The organism is Streptococcus oralis (assembly GCF_003943415.1).
Lineage (GTDB): Bacteria > Bacillota > Bacilli > Lactobacillales > Streptococcaceae > Streptococcus > Streptococcus oralis_BJ.
On sequence record NZ_RJPK01000005.1, the window covers coordinates 21538 to 40051 of the forward strand.

At 40.8% G+C, this 18514-nt stretch carries 26 protein-coding genes; 3 read left to right on the forward strand and 23 right to left on the reverse strand.

Going from position 1 to position 18514, the window contains the following annotated elements; genetic code table 11:
- Window positions 1–27: 27 nt before the first annotated feature.
- The 3 genes from efp to nusB are packed head-to-tail and all read left to right on the forward strand — an operon-like array spanning window position 28 to window position 1414.
- Window positions 28–588, forward strand: coding sequence for an elongation factor P (gene efp / locus D8801_RS07145; protein ID WP_000568640.1), 561 nt, complete (start codon window positions 28–30; stop codon window positions 586–588).
- A gap of 21 nt (window positions 589–609) precedes the next feature.
- Entirely contained in the window at window positions 610–999 is a 390-nt protein-coding gene (locus D8801_RS07150) for an Asp23/Gls24 family envelope stress response protein (protein WP_000510583.1), read from the forward strand.
- Window positions 992–1414: a transcription antitermination factor NusB gene (nusB, locus tag D8801_RS07155; protein WP_084971775.1), complete on the forward strand. Its 423-nt coding sequence runs from the start codon at window positions 992–994 to the stop codon at window positions 1412–1414. The genes D8801_RS07150 and nusB overlap by 8 nt, the downstream gene beginning before the upstream one ends.
- 251 nt (window positions 1415–1665) lie before the next feature.
- Here the strand turns inward: nusB and D8801_RS07160 are convergent, their stop codons facing one another.
- From D8801_RS07160 to D8801_RS07270, 23 genes are all read right to left on the reverse strand, one after another.
- Window positions 1666–1974 (reverse strand): hypothetical protein, encoded by a 309-nt coding sequence (locus tag D8801_RS07160; RefSeq protein ID WP_125848866.1) that lies wholly within the window; start codon window positions 1972–1974, stop codon window positions 1666–1668.
- 13 nt (window positions 1975–1987) lie between these two features.
- Entirely contained in the window at window positions 1988–2302 is a 315-nt protein-coding gene (locus D8801_RS07165; protein WP_061454088.1) for a hypothetical protein, read from the reverse strand.
- Window positions 2286–3953: a cutinase family protein gene (locus D8801_RS07170; protein WP_125848868.1), complete on the reverse strand. Its 1668-nt coding sequence runs from the start codon at window positions 3951–3953 to the stop codon at window positions 2286–2288. Before D8801_RS07170 ends, D8801_RS07165 begins: the two co-directional genes overlap by 17 nt.
- Window positions 3946–4368 carry a hypothetical protein gene (locus tag D8801_RS07175; RefSeq protein ID WP_125848870.1) on the reverse strand — a complete coding sequence of 141 codons (423 nt, stop codon included), beginning with the start codon at window positions 4366–4368 and terminating at the stop codon, window positions 3946–3948. Before D8801_RS07175 ends, D8801_RS07170 begins: the two co-directional genes overlap by 8 nt.
- A gap of 143 nt (window positions 4369–4511) precedes the next feature.
- The gene (locus D8801_RS07180; RefSeq protein WP_125848872.1) at window positions 4512–4913 is read right to left on the reverse strand and encodes a hypothetical protein; all 402 of its coding nucleotides are present in this window, start codon (window positions 4911–4913) and stop codon (window positions 4512–4514) included.
- Window positions 4914–5054: 141 nt separating this feature from the next.
- Window positions 5055–5477 carry a DUF1433 domain-containing protein gene (locus tag D8801_RS07185; RefSeq protein WP_125848874.1) on the reverse strand — a complete coding sequence of 141 codons (423 nt, stop codon included), beginning with the start codon at window positions 5475–5477 and terminating at the stop codon, window positions 5055–5057.
- A gap of 140 nt (window positions 5478–5617) precedes the next feature.
- Window positions 5618–6040: a hypothetical protein gene (locus D8801_RS07190; RefSeq protein ID WP_125848876.1), complete on the reverse strand. Its 423-nt coding sequence runs from the start codon at window positions 6038–6040 to the stop codon at window positions 5618–5620.
- A gap of 143 nt (window positions 6041–6183) precedes the next feature.
- Window positions 6184–6585, reverse strand: a complete 402-nt coding sequence (locus tag D8801_RS07195) for a hypothetical protein (RefSeq protein ID WP_125848878.1) — start codon at window positions 6583–6585, stop codon at window positions 6184–6186.
- A 140-nt stretch (window positions 6586–6725) separates the two neighbouring features.
- Window positions 6726–7148, reverse strand: a complete 423-nt coding sequence (locus D8801_RS07200) for a hypothetical protein (protein WP_125848880.1) — start codon at window positions 7146–7148, stop codon at window positions 6726–6728.
- A gap of 137 nt (window positions 7149–7285) precedes the next feature.
- Window positions 7286–7708, reverse strand: a complete 423-nt coding sequence (locus D8801_RS07205; RefSeq protein WP_125848882.1) for a hypothetical protein — start codon at window positions 7706–7708, stop codon at window positions 7286–7288.
- Window positions 7709–7858: 150 nt separating this feature from the next.
- Window positions 7859–8626 carry an acetyl-CoA carboxylase carboxyl transferase subunit alpha gene (locus D8801_RS07210; protein WP_084946969.1) on the reverse strand — a complete coding sequence of 256 codons (768 nt, stop codon included), beginning with the start codon at window positions 8624–8626 and terminating at the stop codon, window positions 7859–7861.
- On the reverse strand, window positions 8623–9489 hold the full coding sequence (accD, locus tag D8801_RS07215) for an acetyl-CoA carboxylase, carboxyltransferase subunit beta (RefSeq protein WP_125848884.1): 867 nt from the start codon (window positions 9487–9489) through the stop codon (window positions 8623–8625). The genes D8801_RS07210 and accD overlap by 4 nt, the downstream gene beginning before the upstream one ends.
- Window positions 9490–9524: 35 nt before the next feature.
- Window positions 9525–10892: an acetyl-CoA carboxylase biotin carboxylase subunit gene (accC, locus tag D8801_RS07220; RefSeq protein WP_000488665.1), complete on the reverse strand. Its 1368-nt coding sequence runs from the start codon at window positions 10890–10892 to the stop codon at window positions 9525–9527.
- 11 nt (window positions 10893–10903) lie between these two features.
- Window positions 10904–11326 (reverse strand): 3-hydroxyacyl-ACP dehydratase FabZ, encoded by a 423-nt coding sequence (gene fabZ / locus D8801_RS07225; RefSeq protein WP_000565515.1) that lies wholly within the window; start codon window positions 11324–11326, stop codon window positions 10904–10906.
- Window positions 11323–11811, reverse strand: a complete 489-nt coding sequence (accB, locus tag D8801_RS07230; protein ID WP_125848886.1) for an acetyl-CoA carboxylase biotin carboxyl carrier protein — start codon at window positions 11809–11811, stop codon at window positions 11323–11325. Before accB ends, fabZ begins: the two co-directional genes overlap by 4 nt.
- Before the next feature lie 2 nt (window positions 11812–11813).
- Window positions 11814–13049, reverse strand: coding sequence for a beta-ketoacyl-ACP synthase II (fabF, locus tag D8801_RS07235; protein ID WP_000774050.1), 1236 nt, complete (start codon window positions 13047–13049; stop codon window positions 11814–11816).
- Between the two features lie 28 nt (window positions 13050–13077).
- The gene (fabG, locus tag D8801_RS07240; protein WP_057488698.1) at window positions 13078–13809 is read right to left on the reverse strand and encodes a 3-oxoacyl-[acyl-carrier-protein] reductase; all 732 of its coding nucleotides are present in this window, start codon (window positions 13807–13809) and stop codon (window positions 13078–13080) included.
- Between the two features lie 44 nt (window positions 13810–13853).
- Window positions 13854–14774: an ACP S-malonyltransferase gene (gene fabD / locus D8801_RS07245; RefSeq protein WP_125848888.1), complete on the reverse strand. Its 921-nt coding sequence runs from the start codon at window positions 14772–14774 to the stop codon at window positions 13854–13856.
- Complete coding sequence (gene fabK, locus D8801_RS07250) at window positions 14767–15741, reverse strand: enoyl-[acyl-carrier-protein] reductase FabK (RefSeq protein WP_084946986.1); 975 nt, start codon at window positions 15739–15741, stop codon at window positions 14767–14769. The genes fabD and fabK overlap by 8 nt, the downstream gene beginning before the upstream one ends.
- A 117-nt stretch (window positions 15742–15858) precedes the next feature.
- Window positions 15859–16083: an acyl carrier protein gene (locus D8801_RS07255; protein ID WP_000257840.1), complete on the reverse strand. Its 225-nt coding sequence runs from the start codon at window positions 16081–16083 to the stop codon at window positions 15859–15861.
- 57 nt (window positions 16084–16140) lie between these two features.
- A complete protein-coding gene (locus D8801_RS07260; protein ID WP_125848889.1) occupies window positions 16141–17115 on the reverse strand; it encodes a beta-ketoacyl-ACP synthase III in 975 nt (324 codons plus the stop codon).
- Window positions 17115–17549, reverse strand: a complete 435-nt coding sequence (gene fabT, locus D8801_RS07265; protein ID WP_000386342.1) for a fatty acid biosynthesis transcriptional regulator FabT — start codon at window positions 17547–17549, stop codon at window positions 17115–17117. The genes D8801_RS07260 and fabT overlap by 1 nt, the downstream gene beginning before the upstream one ends.
- Window positions 17550–17639: 90 nt before the next feature.
- A complete protein-coding gene (locus D8801_RS07270; protein WP_093586704.1) occupies window positions 17640–18425 on the reverse strand; it encodes an enoyl-CoA hydratase in 786 nt (261 codons plus the stop codon).
- Window positions 18426–18514 lie beyond the last annotated feature (89 nt).

Here is an 18514-nt window from a genome sequence, read left to right on the forward strand (position 1 = left end):
AATAATATTTATTAATGAGGTAAAAACATGATTGAAGCAAGTAAATTAAAAGCTGGTATGACCTTTGAAACAGCTGACGGAAAATTGATCCGCGTTTTGGAAGCTAGCCACCACAAACCAGGTAAAGGAAACACGATCATGCGTATGAAATTGCGTGATGTCCGTACTGGTTCTACATTTGACACAAGCTACCGTCCAGAGGAAAAATTTGAACAAGCCATCATCGAGACTGTCCCAGCTCAATACTTGTACAAAATGGATGACACAGCATACTTCATGAATACAGAAACTTACGACCAATACGAAATCCCTGTAGTCAATGTTGAAAACGAATTGCTTTACATCCTTGAAAACTCTGATGTGAAAATCCAATTCTACGGAACTGAAGTAATCGGTGTAACTGTACCAACTACTGTTGAATTGACAGTTGCAGAAACTCAACCATCTATCAAAGGTGCTACTGTTACAGGTTCTGGTAAACCAGCAACGATGGAAACTGGACTTGTCGTAAACGTTCCAGACTTCATCGAAGCAGGACAAAAGCTCGTTATCAACACTGCAGAAGGAACTTACGTTTCTCGTGCCTAATCTCTAGAAAGAGGTCATTCTATGGGAATTGAAGAACAACTTGGCGAAATCGTTATCGCTCCACGTGTACTTGAAAAAATCATTGCTATTGCTACTGCAAAGGTAGAGGGGGTTCACTCTTTTTCAAACAAATCAGTATCTGATACCCTTTCAAAACTTTCACTCGGCCGTGGCGTTTATCTTAAAAACGTGGACGAAGAACTCACAGCAGATATCTATCTCTACCTTGAGTACGGAGTAAAAGTTCCTAAGGTAGCTGTTGCTATCCAGAAAGCTGTTAAAGATGCAGTCCGCAATATGGCTGATGTAGAACTCGCTGCTATCAATATCCACGTTGCAGGTATCGTTCCAGATAAAACACCAAAACCTGACTTGAAAGACTTGTTTGATGAGGACTTCCTCAATGACTAGTCCACTATTAGAATCTAGACGTGAGCTCCGTAAGTGTGCCTTTCAAGCTCTTATGAGTCTTGAGTTTGATACAGACGTCGAAACTGCTTGTCGTTTCGCCTACACACACGATCGTGAAGATACGGATGTGCAACTCCCAGCCTTTTTGACAGAGCTCGTTTCTGGTGTTCAAACTAAAAAGGAAGAACTAGACAAGCAAATCACACAGCATTTAAAAGCAGGTTGGACCATCGAGCGTTTAACACTCGTGGAGAGAAACCTCCTTCGCTTGGGAGTCTTTGAAATCACTTCATTTGACACCCCTCAGCTGGTTGCTGTTAACGAAGCTATCGAGCTTGCAAAGGACTTCTCAGATCAAAAATCTGCCCGTTTTATCAATGGACTGCTCAGCCAGTTTGTAACAGAAGAACAGTAAACAGAAAAAGTGTTTGACATAAATCAAACACTTTTTTCTTTGCCTCCACTATCTAAAAAAGTGGTAATAGACATAATATTACAAGTTTAATATTCATTTTTCTAAAAATATTTTAAAAAAAAGTTCTGCTTACATCTAAAAACTAGTAAGAAAAGTTAAATTATCTACTTTTGTTGTATAATTACATTTTTTTTAAAATATAATAAAAAAGCGTTATAATTAACCTAAATATCTCTTATAGGGTATATTTGTTATAGATCCTTTTCTTCTAACTTTCGATAAAAGTTTTTATTCTCTTGGTGTCGAGCTTCCAGTACATTCTCTATACGATTCTTATACAGTTGATGATAGTTATCTAAATTGTTCTCTATCTCAAAGATATATGGTTGAATTTCAGCAAAACTACTGTCTCTACATGCATAGGAAAGCGCCTCTAGGAGATGATCCGTCTCCCTGCTAAACTTGTGGAAATCATCATCCAAATCCATCTCCAAACGCTCTAAGTATCGCAATTTACGATTGTGTTCATCCTCTAATTTCTGAAGTTCCTTTTTATCCATGACCCGTTTTCTCCTAGCTTTTGATCGGACTCTGTAAAGTAGGTGTTTGCAAGGTCTGTGTCAAGTAAGTTTCGGCAGCATCTGCAGCTTTCCCCTCAAATCCACCCTTAATATTGTTCACATAGGTCTTAGAAGCGTAGTCTTGCATATCTGTGGCTGCTTCCTGCAACTTTTTAGCTAACTCAGCTCCTTTAGCAAGGATTGACAACTCTTTTGCAGTTACCAAGGCCCTGACTGCTTGGCGTTCTTGTTCCTTCATTCTTTCCTTGAAGCCTCTGTCGAGTTGCTCTCTTGTAATTAAGGTATCCTCATCAGTTAGCACTACCATTTTTACCCCTCCATGTTTGTTTTACATCCGCCAATAGATTATTAAAATCTTCAGCACTATCTGTATCTATGGTCTCAAAGGAGCCACTAGCTTTAACCAAGCTTTCCCCCAGTTGCTCAATTTGTGTCAGGAAGGATGTTGCTGCAGTCTTCGTGTCACTTTCTACGCCTTCATCCCAAAAGCTTGTTGTATCAAAACCAGAAAGTAGATTTGTAACTTCTGAACTTGACAAATATCCAACCATGTCAAAGGCTGTCTGTCTTGTTTCTTTTATCATGTTTTGAATATCTTCCTTAGCATCTGAAAGTAAGGTTTTCACAGATTTTACTTTATCTTCCATGTCAAAATTTGCCAACTGGGCTGCTGTCTGAAGCAACTGAGCTCGAACCAAGATTCTTTGATTTCCTGAAAGATTGCCACTTCTCAGTTGTTCCTGATAACGAGGAATAGCTTCTCGATCCCACTTTATAGATTCCTGACGAGCTTCTTCGACGATTTTACTATATTCAGTTGTAAAATTCTCGTAAACTGAATAACCAATAGCTGCCTTTATTTTAAACTCACCTCTCATAATGGAATTTAAAACATTTGAGGCTACATTTTCATCAACTCCTAAAGCCCTGAGAGAATCCAAAGATGTCGCAATTAATCGAGCCAACTTTTCACCTGCCCTGAGCAATTCCGGGTGAAAATCCTCAGACGCAGTCAATAAATTTCCCTTTCCATCCGATTGGAAAACACCAAAGTCGTGGGAGCTTTCCGGATCAGTAATCTGGGTATAATGCAAGGGGACCAGGACATTGACTTTACCGACGGGTTTCTTAAGAGGTTCATCGGAATCCCCAGGTAATTTGGTGATGGTATGCTCACGATTGAGCATACCCACGATATCAAAAGGATTGACATAATACTCTATTTTTTCGCTAATCTTTTTGATTTTCTCATCGCTGAGGCCCATTTTCTTTAAACTCTTTGTCGTGTCTGGACCGTCAAAGAGAACGACTTTGCCAATTTTCTCAAGTTCCTCATCGCTGAGGCCCGCTACTCCTTGGGCAGAGACAATGGTCCCTAGGGAGTGACCCGTGATATCCATCGTAGCGTTGGGAGCTTTTTCGCGCATCTCTGCAATTTTAGCTTTCATACCTGCCGTCGCTAACTTAGCTTGCGGCGTATGGATGTGGTTAAGGGCAAACTTCGCATCGTTGTCAACCCAGTCGTTCCAATTTTCTTTACTGATGGCATCACTGCCGCGGATAGCCATATAGGTTTTCGTAGTATCATTAGTCAAGGTAGGCGTATCCGTTAAGTAGTAGGCACTGAAACCAGCTTCATCATCAGTTAACAATCCTTTTTGATAACGTTTGTGATGAATATCCTGCCTCATCCCATTCGCATCAGGAACTGGTATCGATGTGACTTTATAAGTATCTCGCAACTCAGGATCTGGTTGCAAGTAGACTTTTCCATTATGAGGAAGATTTTTGCCTCCAGGAGTGATTTCACCATCAAAAACTATATCTCTAGAAAAGTTAAAATCTTGAAAAGTTTTTGAATTATTTAAAGGCGGAAAATTATTCGGGCGATTAGCATATGCCGACTGCGCCAAATCTGCATAAAAATTATCAAAATTTTTTAAGTTACTATTACTCATATATAAACCATCCACCATCTCTTAAAATTCTTATGGGTTGCATTTCAGAAATCCTCTCAAGGTTAGGCAAGGCGTGCCTGTTATTATCTAAAGGAAATCCAAGAGTAAAACTGCTTTCCTTTATATTATTTATACGCCCTTTAAATGTTAGCATATAACCGCCTCCTTGAGGAGTTCCATTCCCTATCTGACCAACTTCCATACTATCCCAATCAAATTGAACGCTTTCGACTTTAGGGTTTCTAGACTTTATAAAGTTCGCCATCTCCTCTTCATGCTCTTTCAAATAAGCCAACTGCTTAGCCCGTGGGCTCAGAGTTATTCCTCCAAATAGATTTGTCTCTTGTGCCATCCATGCTCCTCCTCCAAAAATTACAAGTGCTAAAACTAACCAAAGCAAAGTACGTTTTTTCATGATTATCCTCCTTAAACGTGGATTCTAAACCTATTATATCATGAATGTAAAAAAAAATACTTTTAGCAAGTATTCGAAGTTAATAGGCAATGAGGAATAATGTTAAATCCGCATAAAAATTATCAAAGGTTTTTAAATTGCTGTTAGTCAAAAATTCTTCCCCCCACTCGTAAATAATTGGCTAAAGCCATTGAATTAGGAATAATTTTATCATTCTCAATATCAAAAGTAACATTCCAAGAGGAGGATTCAATATGATTAAAACTTCCATATACATTTACAATTTCCCCTCCCCCTTGAGGGGTTCCATTCCCAACTTTTTCCCACTTAGTTTCATCCCAAGCAATCTGAACAGATTCAATCTTTGAATTTTTAGACTTTACAAATTTTACAATCTCTTCTTCATGCTCCTTTAGATAAGCCAACTGCTTAGTTCGTGGACTTAGAGTTATTTCTCCGAATAGATTTGTTTCCTGTGCCATCCATACGCCTCCTCCGAACAATACAAGGGCTAAAATCAGCCAAAGCAAGGTACGTTTTTTCATCTCTTTCCTCCTATATAGCGGAATCTAAGTATATTATATCATGAATGTAAAAAAAAAATACTTTTGGCAAGTATTGTAAGTCAACAGGGAATGAATAATGTTAAATTTGAATAAAAATTATCAAAATTTTTTAAGTTACTATTACTCATATATAAACCATCCACCATCTCGTAAAATTCTTATAGGTTGCATTTCATAAATAACCAATTCCTCAGGCACTTCATTTGAATTTCGTTTTAGAGGAATCCCTAATGTAAATTCAGTATCCTTATTATTATTGATTCTACCGTCCAATGTTATAATATACCCGCCACCCTGCGGAGTACCGTTTCCTATAACTTCGACTTTCATACTATCCCAATCAAACTGAACACTTTCAACTTTAGGACTTAAAGATTTTACAAAATCAGCCATCTCTTCTTCATGCTCCTTCAAATAAGTCAACTGCTTAGCTCGTGGGCTCAGAGTTATTCCTCCGAATAGATTTGTTTCCTGTGCCATCCATACGCCTCCTCCAAATACTACAAGAGCTAAAACTAGCCAAAGCAAGGTACGTTTTTTCATCTCTTTCCTCCTATATAGCGGAATCTAAGTATATTATATCATGAATGTAAAAAAAAATACTTTTAGCGAGTATTCGAAGTCAATAGGGAATGAACAGTGTTCAATCCGCATAAAAATTATCAAAGGTTCTTAAATTACTATTACTCATAAAGATCCCATAAATTTCCTTTCAAAATTCTTATTGGCTGCATTTGGATAATGACCAGCTTCTCTGGAATTTCATTTGCATTACGTTTCAGTGGGAAGCCTAATGTAAATTCAGTATCCTTATTATTATTGATTTTTCCGTCCACTGTCATCATATATCCCCCACCTTGAGGAGTACCATTTCCTACCTGACCAACCTTTATACTATCCCAATCGAATTGAACACTTTCAACTTTAGAATTCCAAGATTTAACGAAATTCGCCATTTCCTCCTCGTGCTCCTTCAAATAAGCCAACTGCTTAGCCCGTGGGCTTAGAGTTATTCCTCCGAATAGATTTGTTTCCTGTGCCATCCATGCGCCGCCTCCAAATACTACAAGAGCTAAAACTAGCCAAAGTAAAGTACGTTTTTTCATCTCTTTCCTCCTATATAGCGGAATCTAAGTATATTATATCATGAATGTAAAAAAAAATACTTTTAGCAAGTATTCGAAGTTAATAAGCAATGAGGAATAATGTTAAATCCGCATAAAAATTATCAAAACTTTTTAAATTGCTATTACTCAAATTTTTTCCCTCCAATACCTAGACCATTAACTAATGTCATAGAGGTTAAATTAATTTTTCCATCTTCTACACTTATCATTACATGCCAACCAGAATTTTCAATGTTATTGAATGTTCCATAGATATCAATAATCTCTCCACCTCCTTGAGGCGTACCATTTCCTATCTTATCCCATTGTGTCTGTTTCCAATCTATTTGAACTGTTTCTATCTTTGTATTTTGAGATTTTACAAACTCCTTAATCTCTTCTTCGTGCTCCTTCAAATAAGCCAACTGCTTAGCCCGTGGGCTCAGAGTTATTCCTCCAAATAGATTTGTTTCTTGTGCCATCCATGCACCTCCTCCAAAAATTACAAGTGCTAAAATTAGCCAAAGTAAAGTACGTTTTTTCATCTCTTTCCTCCTATATAGTGGAATCTAAGTATATTATATCATGAATGTAAAAAAAAATACTTTTAGCAAGTATTCTAAGTCAGTGGGGAATGAGCAGTGTTCAATCCGCATAAAAATTATCAAAGGTTTTTAAATTACTATTAGTCATAATAATACCATCCCCCATCCCTATAAATTCTTATAGGCTGCATTTCATAAATTCCAAATTCCTTTGGTATACTGTTTGCATCATTGTCTAAAGAAAATCCAACCATGAATTTCGTCTTATCATTATTATTTACCTTTCCTCTAAGTGTCAACATATAGCCTCCACCTTGTGGAGTTCCATTTCCTACTTGACCAACCTTCATACTATCCCAATCAAACTGAACACTTTCAACTTTAGGACTTAAAGACTTGACAAAATCAGCCATATCTTCTTCATGGTCCTTCAAATAAGCCAACTGCTTGGCTCGTGGACTCAGAGTTATTCCTCCAAATAGATTTGTCTCTTGTGCCATCCATGCGCCGCCTCCAAAGACTACAATGGACAAAACCAGCAAAATCAAGGCACGTTTTTTCATCTCTTTCCTCCTATATAGTGGAATCTAAGTATATTATATCATGAATGTAAAAAAATACTTTTAGCAAGTATTCGAAGTCTATAGGAAATGAGTGAGGGATTAAGCTATCATAAAAATTGTTATAATCTTTTAGATTACTATCCGTCATACTTGTCCCAGCCTCCATTTTTTAACACTCTAGGCTGATTATACATACCAATCCTATCTATTGAAGGCACATCATTTTTATTTTTTAATCGAAAATCTATTGTAAAGTCAGAATCCTTTATATGATTAAAAGAACCCTTTACTGATAGATTATAACCTCCCCCCTGTGGAGTTCCATTCCCTATCTGTTCAACAGTTAAACTATTCCAATCCATCTGAACAGATTCAATCTTTGAATTTTTAGACTTTACGAATTTTACAATCTCTTCTTCATGCTCCTTCAAATAAGCCAACTGCTTAGCCCGTGGGCTCAGAGTTATTCCTCCAAATAGATTTGTCTCTTGTGCCATCCATGCGCCTCCTCCGAATACTACAAGAGCTAAAACTAGCCAAACCAAAGTACGTTTTTTCATGACTGTCCTCCTAATAAGAAACTTTCTATTTCTACTATTAATACACTACTGTTAACCCGTTGTCATCATTTTACCCTATTTATTCGTTTTTTTCATCTAAACACGGTTATCAAAAAAGCTAAAACAAATTGTTCTAGCTTTTAAAATTTCTTAGTATTTTCTAAACCGTTGGTAACGTTCTTCGAGGAGCTGTTCCAAGGCTAATCCTTGCAAGCGGTCAAGTTCTGCACGCAATTCATTTTTAACACGAGCTTGCAGTTCTTTACTTGAGAGACCTGCTTCTGAGATTACCTTGTCCACGATTCCCATTTCTAGGAGTTCGTGTGAAGTGATTTTCATCAACTCTGCCGCCTCCATGGCACGGCTTCCATCCTTCCAAAGGATAGAGGCAAAGCCTTCTGGGCTGAGTACGGCATAGATCGAATTTTCCAGCATCCAGACACGGTCAGCAACGGCTAGTGCTAATGCACCTCCAGACCCTCCTTCACCGATAATAATCGCGATGATTGGAACCTTGAGGTCGCTCATTTCCATCAGGTTTCGAGCGATTGCTTCCCCTTGTCCACGTTCCTCAGCTCCAACACCTGGGTAAGCTCCAGCAGTGTTGATGAAGGTTACAACTGGACGACCAAATTTTTCTGCCTGTTTCATCAAACGAAGAGCCTTGCGATAGCCTTCTGGATGGGGTTGCCCAAAGTTCCGTTTGAGGTTGTCATGAAGACTCTTCCCCTTTTGGATACCAACAACTGTTACTGCTTGGTCACCTAACCAACCAATTCCACCAATGACCGCACCATCGTCTCTGAAAGAGCGATCTCCATGCAATTCGATAAATTCATCGAAGATTCCATTGGCAAAATCAAGGGCTGTCAAGCGACTTTGCTCGCGTGCCTCTCTGACTATTTTTGCAATATTCATCCGCGACTTCCTCCATGCAATCTCACTAATTTAGCAATTGTTTCTGGTAGTTCTCTACGTTTGACAATTGCATCAACAAATCCATGTTCAAGCAAAAATTCTGCCTTTTGGAAGTCATCCGGCAAGGTCTCACGAACTGTATTTTCGATAACACGACGCCCTGCAAAACCAACTAAACTCTGGGGCTCTGCTAGGATAATGTCACCTTCCATAGCAAAAGAAGCTGTCACTCCGCCTGTTGTCGGATCCGTCAAAATAGTCAGGTAAAAAAGTCCTGCCTTGGAATGACGTTGAACTGCCGCAGAAATCTTAGCCATCTGCATCAAGCTCATGATTCCTTCTTGCATGCGGGCTCCACCAGAAGCTGTGAAGAGTACGACTGGCAAGTTTTCTACCGTTGCATACTCAAACAAGCGCGTGATTTTTTCACCCACAACGGTTCCCATAGAAGCCATGATAAAGTTAGAATCCATGATCCCAAGGGCAACTTTTTGCCCCTTAATGCTAGCTGTACCAGTCAGGACAGCTTCATCCAAACCTGTCTTTTCACGCATGCTAGCCAGTTTTTTCTGGTAACCAGGAAAGTTCAAGGGATCTTGAGTTTCAATTCCTGTAAACATCTCCACAAAGCTATCAGAATCAACTGTCAAATCCAAGCGTTCCTGAGCTGAAATACGGAAAGTATAGCTACAATGGGGACAAATTCGTTCGCTCCCAAGATCCTTTTGGTAAATGGTGTGTTTACAACCAGGACACTGGGAAAAGAGTTCATCCGGAACCTCAGGCTTGGCTTGTGGTTTCTGCCTTACGGAACGGTTAGGATTGATCCGAATATACTTATCCTTTTTACTAAATAGAGCCATAACTCCCCCTTTTAGTTCTCATTCTGTTTGAAAGTCTATTCTTTTTCTTGGTATTTTGGCAAGAAAGTTTCCATCAAGAAGGAAGTATCGTAGTCACCAGCGATAACTCGGCGATCTGAAATCAGATCCAACTGGAAGTCTGCATTGGTTTGCACTCCTTCAATATCAAGTTCATAAAGTGCCCGTTGCATCTTCATCAATGCATCAAAACGATTCTCCCCATGAACAATGATTTTAGCAATCATACTATCATAGTAAGGAGGAATGGTATAACCTGGATAAACTGCTGAGTCCACGCGCAAGCCAACTCCACCACTTGGTAGATAGAGATTGGTAATTTTCCCCGGGCTTGGAGCAAAGTTAAATGCTGGATTTTCCGCATTGATCCGGCACTCGATAGCGTGACCTCGTAGGACAATATCTTCTTGTTTGAAAGGTAAAGGTTGCCCGGCAGCAATGCGAATCTGTTCCTTCACAATATCAACACCTGAAACAAACTCTGTAACTGGGTGTTCAACTTGCACACGAGTATTCATTTCCATGAAGTAGAAATTGCCACTGGCTTCATCGAGAAGAAATTCAATCGTCCCTGCATTTTCATAGCCTACAGACTCTGCTGCACGAACGGCCGCAGCACCAATTTCATTACGAAGGGTTTTGCCAATCGCAATGGACGGACTTTCTTCTAAGACCTTTTGGTTATTCCGTTGGAGTGAACAATCCCGTTCACCAAGATGGACAACATGACCCTCTTGGTCCGCAAGGATCTGAACTTCGATATGGCGAGCTGGATAGATCACACGCTCAAGATACATAGCGCCATTTCCAAAGTTGGCCTTGGCTTCACTGGATGCTGTTTCAAAGGCTGCGACCAAGTCTTCTGCCTTTTCAACCTTACGAATCCCTTTTCCACCACCACCTGCCGATGCCTTAAGCATAACTGGATAGCCAATTTTTTCTGCAACCGCAAGGGCCTCTTCAGCTGTGTGAACTTCACCATCAGATCCTGGGATAACTGGAACCCCAGCCTTGATCATTTGCTCACGCGCATTGATCTTATCTCCCATGGTATCCATTACAGCCCCAGAAGGACCGATAAACTTAATCCCTACTTCATCACACATAGTGGCAAACTTGGAGTTTTCGCTAAGAAAACCAAAACCTGGGTGGATGGCTTCTGCTTCTGTCAAGACTGCAGCAGATAAAATAGCGTTGATATTGAGATAAGACTCTGTCGCCTTACCAGGTCCGATACAGATAGCTTCATCCGCTAGGAGTGTGTGAAGAGCTTCCTTATCAGCTGTTGAATAGACTGCAACGGTCGCAATGCCCAATTCACGTGCAGCTCGAATAATGCGAACCGCAATCTCACCACGGTTGGCAATCAAAATTTTACGAAACATGGAGAACCTCCTTAGTTTCCAATTGCAAAGGTAAGAGTACCACTCGCTGCAAGCTTGCCATCTACTTCAGCCTTTGCTTCAACCACAGCAATCGTACCACGACGTTTGACAAAAGTAGCCGTCATGACTAATTGATCACCTGGTACAACTTGCTTCTTGAACTTAACCTTGTCCATGCCAGCGTAGAAGACCAATTTCCCTTTATTTTCAGGTTTGGACAATTCCAAGACACCAGCAGTCTGAGCCAAGGCTTCCATGATAAGAACACCTGGCATAACTGGGTATTGAGGAAAATGACCATTAAAGAAAGGTTCGTTGATGGTCACATTTTTAATGGCAACAATAGTATCTTCGCTCACTTCCAAGACACGGTCCACTAGGAGCATAGGGTAGCGATGGGGTAGAGCCTCTTTGATTCCTTGAATATCGATCATTTGATACGTACCAATCCTTTACCGAACTCAACCATTTCTTCATTTGAAACGAGAATTTCTGTCACCACACCATCCTTAGGTGCTGGAATCTCATTCATGACTTTCATGGCTTCGATGATCACCAAAGTCTGACCTTTTTTAACACTGTCTCCGACTGTGACAAAGGCAGGTTTATCTGGTCCAGCAGCCAAGTAAGCCACACCAACAAGTGGACTTTCAACGACATCACCCTCCGGAGCAACCGTCGTTTCAGCTGGTGCTGGAGCTTCTTCCACTGCACTCTCTACTGGAGTTGAAGGGGTAGAAACTACTGAACTTGCAGCTACTGCTGTTGGCACTGGAGCAACTTGAGCTGGTGCTTCAGAAGCCATCCTTGCTTCATTCTTACTGAACTGCAATTCGTCCGTTCCGTTTTTATAAAAAAATTCTCTCAAACTTGATTGGTCAAATTGAGCCATCAAATCCTTGATTTCATTTAAATTCATAATTATTTATTCTCCCAACGTTTGAAAGCAAGAACCGCATTGTGACCACCAAAACCAAAAGTGTTTGAAATAGCATAAGGGATTTCTTGCTCCAAGCCTTGTCCATAAACGACATTCGCTTCGATATAATCTGATAACTCGCTTGTCCCAGCTGTCATTGGTACATAGTTATGACGCATGGCTTCAATAGTAGCAATCGCTTCTACGGCCCCTGCAGCACCAAGCAAGTGTCCTGTAAAGGACTTGGTTGAAGATACAGGTACTTCTTTACCAAGGACAGCTACGATTGCACCACTTTCTCCTTTTTCATTTGCAGGAGTTGAAGTTCCGTGGGCGTTGACGTAAGCCACTTGCTCTGGAGAAATTTCTGCCTCTTCCAAAGCCAGTTTAATCGCCTTAATCGCACCTTGACCTTCTGGATGAGGTGAAGTCATGTGGTAAGCATCACAGGTATTTCCATACCCAACTACTTCAGCCAAAATAGTTGCGCCACGTTTTTCAGCATGTTCAAGGCTTTCAAGAACCAACATCCCTGAACCTTCTCCCATCACAAAACCATTACGGTCTTTGTCAAATGGAATAGAAGCACGAGTTGGATCTTCCGTAGTTGATAGGGCAGTCAATGCTTGGAAACCAGCGATGGCAAAAGGAGTGATAGATGATTCTGATCCACCAACTAACATGACATCTTGGAAACCAAACTTGATAGAGCGGAAGGCATCCCCAATGGCATCATTTGATGAGGCACAGGCAGTATTGATTGATTTACAGATACCGTTTGCTCCGAAACGCATGGCAACATTTCCTGAAGCCATATTTGGCAAGGCTTTTGGAAGTGTCATTGGTTTAACGCGTTTTGGACCTTTTTCATGAAGACGGATAACCTGATCTTCGATTTCCTTGATACCACCGATACCAGAAGCCACGATAACACCAAAGCGATCTTTATCAATTGCTTCTACATCAAGATTTGCATTTGTCACCGCTTCTTGAGCCGCATACAAGGCATACAAAGAATAGTTGTCAAAACGGTTGGTATCTTTTTTGACAAAGTATTTATCAAATGGGAAATCTTGAACTTCTGCCGCATTGTGCACAGCAAATTCGCTGTGGTCAAACTTAGTGATTTCTCCAATTCCAATCTTCCCAGTTTGCAAACTGTTCCAAAATTCTTCTGGAGTATTTCCGATAGGAGAGGTCAATCCATAACCTGTTACTACAACTCGATTTAGTTTCATCTGTCTTACCTATATCTTTCCTTATTTTTTACATGCTAAGTCCGCCATCAACAGCGAGAACTTGTCCTGTCAAATAATCCTGTCCAGCCAGGAACACTGTAGCATCTGCGATATGTTCTGCTTGTCCAAAATGTTTCATTGGGATTTGTGCCAATGTCGCTTCCTTGACCTTATCAGACAAAACAGCAGTCATATCCGATTCGATCATCCCTGGGGCAAGAGCATTTACGCGTACATTGCGATTGGCAACTTCACGTGCTACTGACTTGGTAAAACCAATCAAACCTGCTTTAGAAGCTGCATAGTTGGCCTGCCCAATATTTCCCATCAAACCGACCACACTGGACATATTGATGATCGCACCTTCACGTGCCTTTATCATCTGTTTCAAGACTGCTTGCGTCATATTGAAGGCACCTGTCAAGTTGATTTTAATCACCTTTTCAAAGTCTTCTTCGGTCATCTTGAGCATAAGCGTATCTTGAGTGATCCCAGCATTGTTGACCAAGACATCGACAGAACCGAGTTCTGCAATTGCTTGATTTACCATACGCTTGGCATCTGCAAAGTCTGAAACATCACCTGAGATTGGTACCACTTTGACGCCGTAGTTTGAAAACTCAGCCAGCAATTCTTCTGAGATTGCTCCACGACTATTCAAGACTACATTCGCACCTAGTTTGGCAAATTTGTGAGCAATGGCAAGTCCGATACCACGACTTGAACCTGTAACAAAGATATTTTTATTTTTTAGTTGCATTCTATTCTCCTATTTCCTGTTGTATTTTCTGGGAGAAGGGATCATTAGTTTCCTAACAAAGCATCCAAGCTTGCTTGGTCTTCAACGTTAGCTAGCTGAGCTGTTTTATCGATTTTTTTGACAAAGCCTGATAGGACCTTGCCAGGACCAATTTCAATAAAGTTGGTTATCCCAGAATCCTGCATCACAGCAATACTTTCATAAAAACGAACAGGTTCTTTGACCTGTCGTGTCAAGAGCTCTTGGATTCGGTCTTTTTCCATAATAGCAGCTTCAGTATTACCTACTAGGGGGCAAGTAAAATCAGAGAAACTCACTCCCTCAAGAGCTCCAGCCAGTTGCTGACTGGCTGGCTCAAGAAGGGCTGTATGGAAAGGACCCGACACATTTAGGGGGATCAATCGTTTAGCCCCTGCTTCCTGTAAGAGTTCAACTGCGCGGTCAACCGCAGCCACCTCACCACCGATAACGATTTGGCTTGGGGTGTTGTAGTTAGCTGGAGTCACTACTCCAACTTTAGAGGCTGTTTCACAAGCTTCCTCAATCACTTCAACTGGAGTATTAAGAACGGCAACCATCTTCCCAGAGCCTGCAGGTGCAGCCTCTTCCATATAAGCGCCACGTTTAGCAACCAAGGCAACTGCATCCTCAAAGTCCAAGGCACCACTTGCTACAAGAGCAGAATATTCCCCAAGAGACAATCCTGCTACCATATCTGGCTGGTAGCCCTTTTCTTTCAATAGTCGGTAAATAGCAACCGAAGTCGCTAAAATAGCTGGTTGCGTATAGCGAGTCTGGTTTAACTTGGTTTCTTCCTTATCAATCAAGTCACGAAGGTCATACCCCAAAACCTGACTGGCTTGGTCAATGGTGTCCTTGACGATGGGATAGTGATCATAGAGATCACGCCCCATCCCTAGATACTGAGCACCTTGACCCGCAAATAGAAAGGCTGTTTTAGTCATTTCTTACAACTCCTGCCCAACGAGAGGCTTCTTCTTGAATTTTCTTGGCTGCGCCATAGTATAGATCTTTTAGGATTTCTTCGACAGTTTCCTCTTTAGAAACCAAACCAGCGATCTGACCTGCCATGACAGATCCACCTTCTACATCTCCATGAACAACGGCTTTAGCAAGAGCACCAGCTCCCATTTGTTCAAAGATTTCTAAATCTGGATTTTCTTGTTTAAAGGCATCCTTTTCAGCCTGCTCAAAGTCACGTGTCAACTGGTTTTTAATGGCACGAACAGCATGACCAAAGTGTTGAGCTGAAATAGTCGTATCGATATCACGCGCTTTTAAGATTTTTTCCTTGTATTTTGGATGGGCATTAGATTCCTTAGCTACTACGAAACGCGTACCGACTTGAACGGCCTCAGCACCAAGCATAAAGCCTGCAGCGACACCCTCACCGTCCGCAATTCCTCCAGCTGCGATAACTGGAATCGAAACAGCTGTAGCAACCTGACGAACCAAGGTCATCGTTGTTAGTTTCCCAATATGTCCACCAGCTTCCATTCCCTCTGCAATAACCGCATCTGCACCAATTTTTTCCATGCGTTTTGCCAAAGCAACACTAGGAACAACAGGAATAACTGTAATGCCTGCATCATGGAAACGAGTCATGTATTTACTTGGATTTCCTGCACCAGTTGTAACCACCTTGACCCCTTCTTCGATTACGAGATCAACGATGTCTTCTACAAATGGAGACAGGAGCATAATGTTAACACCAAAAGGTTTATCCGTAAGTGATTTGATTTTATCGATATTAGCCTTTACGACCTCTTTAGGTGCATTTCCACCACCGATGATCCCTAGACCACCAGCTTTTGATACTGCACCAGCCAAGTCACCATCCGCAACCCAGGCCATTCCTCCTTGAAAAATAGGATAATCAATGTTCAATAATTCTGTAATACGTGTTTTCATAGTGCCTCCATCATTCCTTGCTTACGTAATAGTTCGATGAGTTTATCATTTGAGCCTCAAACTATTACCTAAACAAGAGGGAGCGGGTCTCCCCTACTCCTTCTAGTAATATGTTAATTATTTTGTTTGCTCTTCAACGTAGGCAACCAAGTCACCAACTGTTTTCAAGTTATCTTCTGCTTCGATTTGGATATCGAAAGCATCTTCGATTTCAGAGATTACTTGGAACAAGTCCAATGAATCTGCATCCAAATCATCAAAAGTAGATTCAAGTGTTACTTCTGATGCGTCTTTTCCAAGTTCTTCAACGATAATTTCTTGTACTTTTTCAAATACTGCCATGATAGGACTCCTTTAAAATATAAAAAATTTATAACTATGTGTTTACCACATGATTACCTAGATTGTGAGAATGAGTGTGCCCCATGTCAAACCTCCGCCGAAGCCTGATAGGAGAATAGTCTGGCTACCATCTAAACGAATCTTGCCATTCTCCACACACTCTGAGAGCAAAATCGGGATACTTGCTGCACTGGTATTTCCATACTCCATCATATTGGCAGGAAGCTTGTCTCGGTCTACACCGATTTTCTTAGCCATCTTATCCAAAATGCGGATATTTGCCTGATGAAGCAAGAGATAATCCAATTCCGATGCTGCGATTGGACTATTTTCAATGGTTTCTTTGATCGATCTAGCAACATCTCGATTTGCAAAATCAAAAACTGCTCGTCCATCCATCTTCAAAAAAGCAGGAACTGCTTCTTGATCTGAGAAAGGAGAAGCTAGAGCCGTTTGGCCATAGGTCAAACACTCGCTCCGAGAGCCATCCGTATAGAGACTTTCCACAAGGAAGTGACGTGTTTCGCTCGCTTCCAAGAGAACCCCACCTGCACCATCCCCAAAGAGAACAGCTGTCGAACGATCCGACCAATCAACCGCCTTAGACAAGGTTTCAGCCCCGATAACAATCCCTTTTTTGAACTGTCCAGAACTTAAAAACTTTTCTGCAGTTGAGAGAGCGAATACAAAGCCACTGCAAGCTGCTGTCAAATCAAAGGCGAAAGCTCTATGCGCTCCGATATTTGCCTGAACCCGAGCTGCCGTAGAAGGCATCATCGAATCAGGAGTAATCGTCGCTACAATGATAAAATCAATCTGATCCGCTGTTAAGCTCCCTTTAGCCAGCAAACTCTTAGCAACTTCTGTCGCCAAGTCACTTGTAGACTCTGTTTTTGAGATATGTCTCTGTTTAATTCCTGTCCGACTTGAAATCCACTCATCGCTTGTATCCATAATTTGAGCCAAGTCCTGATTAGTGACCACTTGCTCTGGAACATAATGAGCAACCTGGCTTATTTTTGCAAAAGCCATTATTTCAAATCCTCCAAAAATTGATAAAGGTTAGTCAAGCCCCTACCCATCACTTCTATCTCTTCAGAGCTCATACCGTCGATAATTTTTTCGACCATGGCCTTGTGGAAACGTTTATGAAGGCGGTGAACCAAACGACCTTTCTTTGTCAAATGCAAGTAGACCACACGACGATCCTGATCAGAACGAATGCGTTCAACATAACCTTTTCTTTCGAGATTATTCAAGCTGGTCGTAACAGTTCCAAGAGTTACCATCAGTTCTTTTGAAACCTTACTTGGAGTTGCCTCCGGAAACTTGCCAATCACATCAATCGTGTGCATTTCTTTGATGGAGATGTCTTTGAAACGACTACCTCGTAAGCTAACCTCCTCAATCACAAGGACATTATTAAAAATAGATGTTAAATACTCATTCACTTGTTGGTAGTCCAAAGTATTCCCTCCTTCTCAAAAAAACTTTTGTATTCAAAACATTTGACACAAAAAGTATATCAAACTTCAAAGAATTGTGCAAGTATTTTTTTATTTTCCTGAAAATTTTGGTCGTCTTCTTTCGGAATGAGCTCGGACTCCTTCTTTAAAATCTTCAGTCAAAGACAAAGATTCTTGCAGTTTCAATTCCAATTCAGCATAATTCTGCCAATCCTTAAATTGGCTTTCCCAAACCAACTTTTTAATGGCTGCGTATGAGTTTGCTGAGCCTCGTCTTAATTTCTTCAGAACTTGTTCTCTAGTTTTTTCTAATTTATCAGCTTCACAAACACGGTATACCACACCCCATTCCAGTGCTTTTTCCGCGGTCAAGGCTTCTCCTGTCATGGCAAGTTGCGCAGCTCGTGTTACCCCGATACTACGACTCAAGAGATGAATCCCACCAGCGTCCGGCGCCAATCCAACTCCAACAAAGGCTTGGATGAATTTTGCCTTATCAGTCGCCAAACAAAAATCGACTGCTACTGCCATATTGGCTGCAGCACCAGCAACTGCTCCATCTACCTCCATCAAAACAGGTTTAGGGATCTGCTTAATTTTATAGGAGATTGTATTGACTAATTCTGCAATCTTATTCAAAGATGGGATATCATCTTCATCCACTGCACGTTTCATCTCAACCAGATCTCCCCCAACTGAAAAGACCTTCCCATTAGCGTTAATCAAGATAAACTGAACAGCTTGATCCTGTTCTGCTAGAGTCAAAGCTTCTAAAATTTCCTCACACATTGGGATATGGAAACCATTTGCCACTTCGGGACGATTCAAAGTGATGATAGCAAGATCATCTAGGATCTGATATAGGATATGATTCATAGCTTCTCCTTTTATAAGGTGATAAAATTATTTCATTGTCAAAGTATACCTTTTTTTAGATAAAGAGGCAAGAGAAAACCAATCGAAAG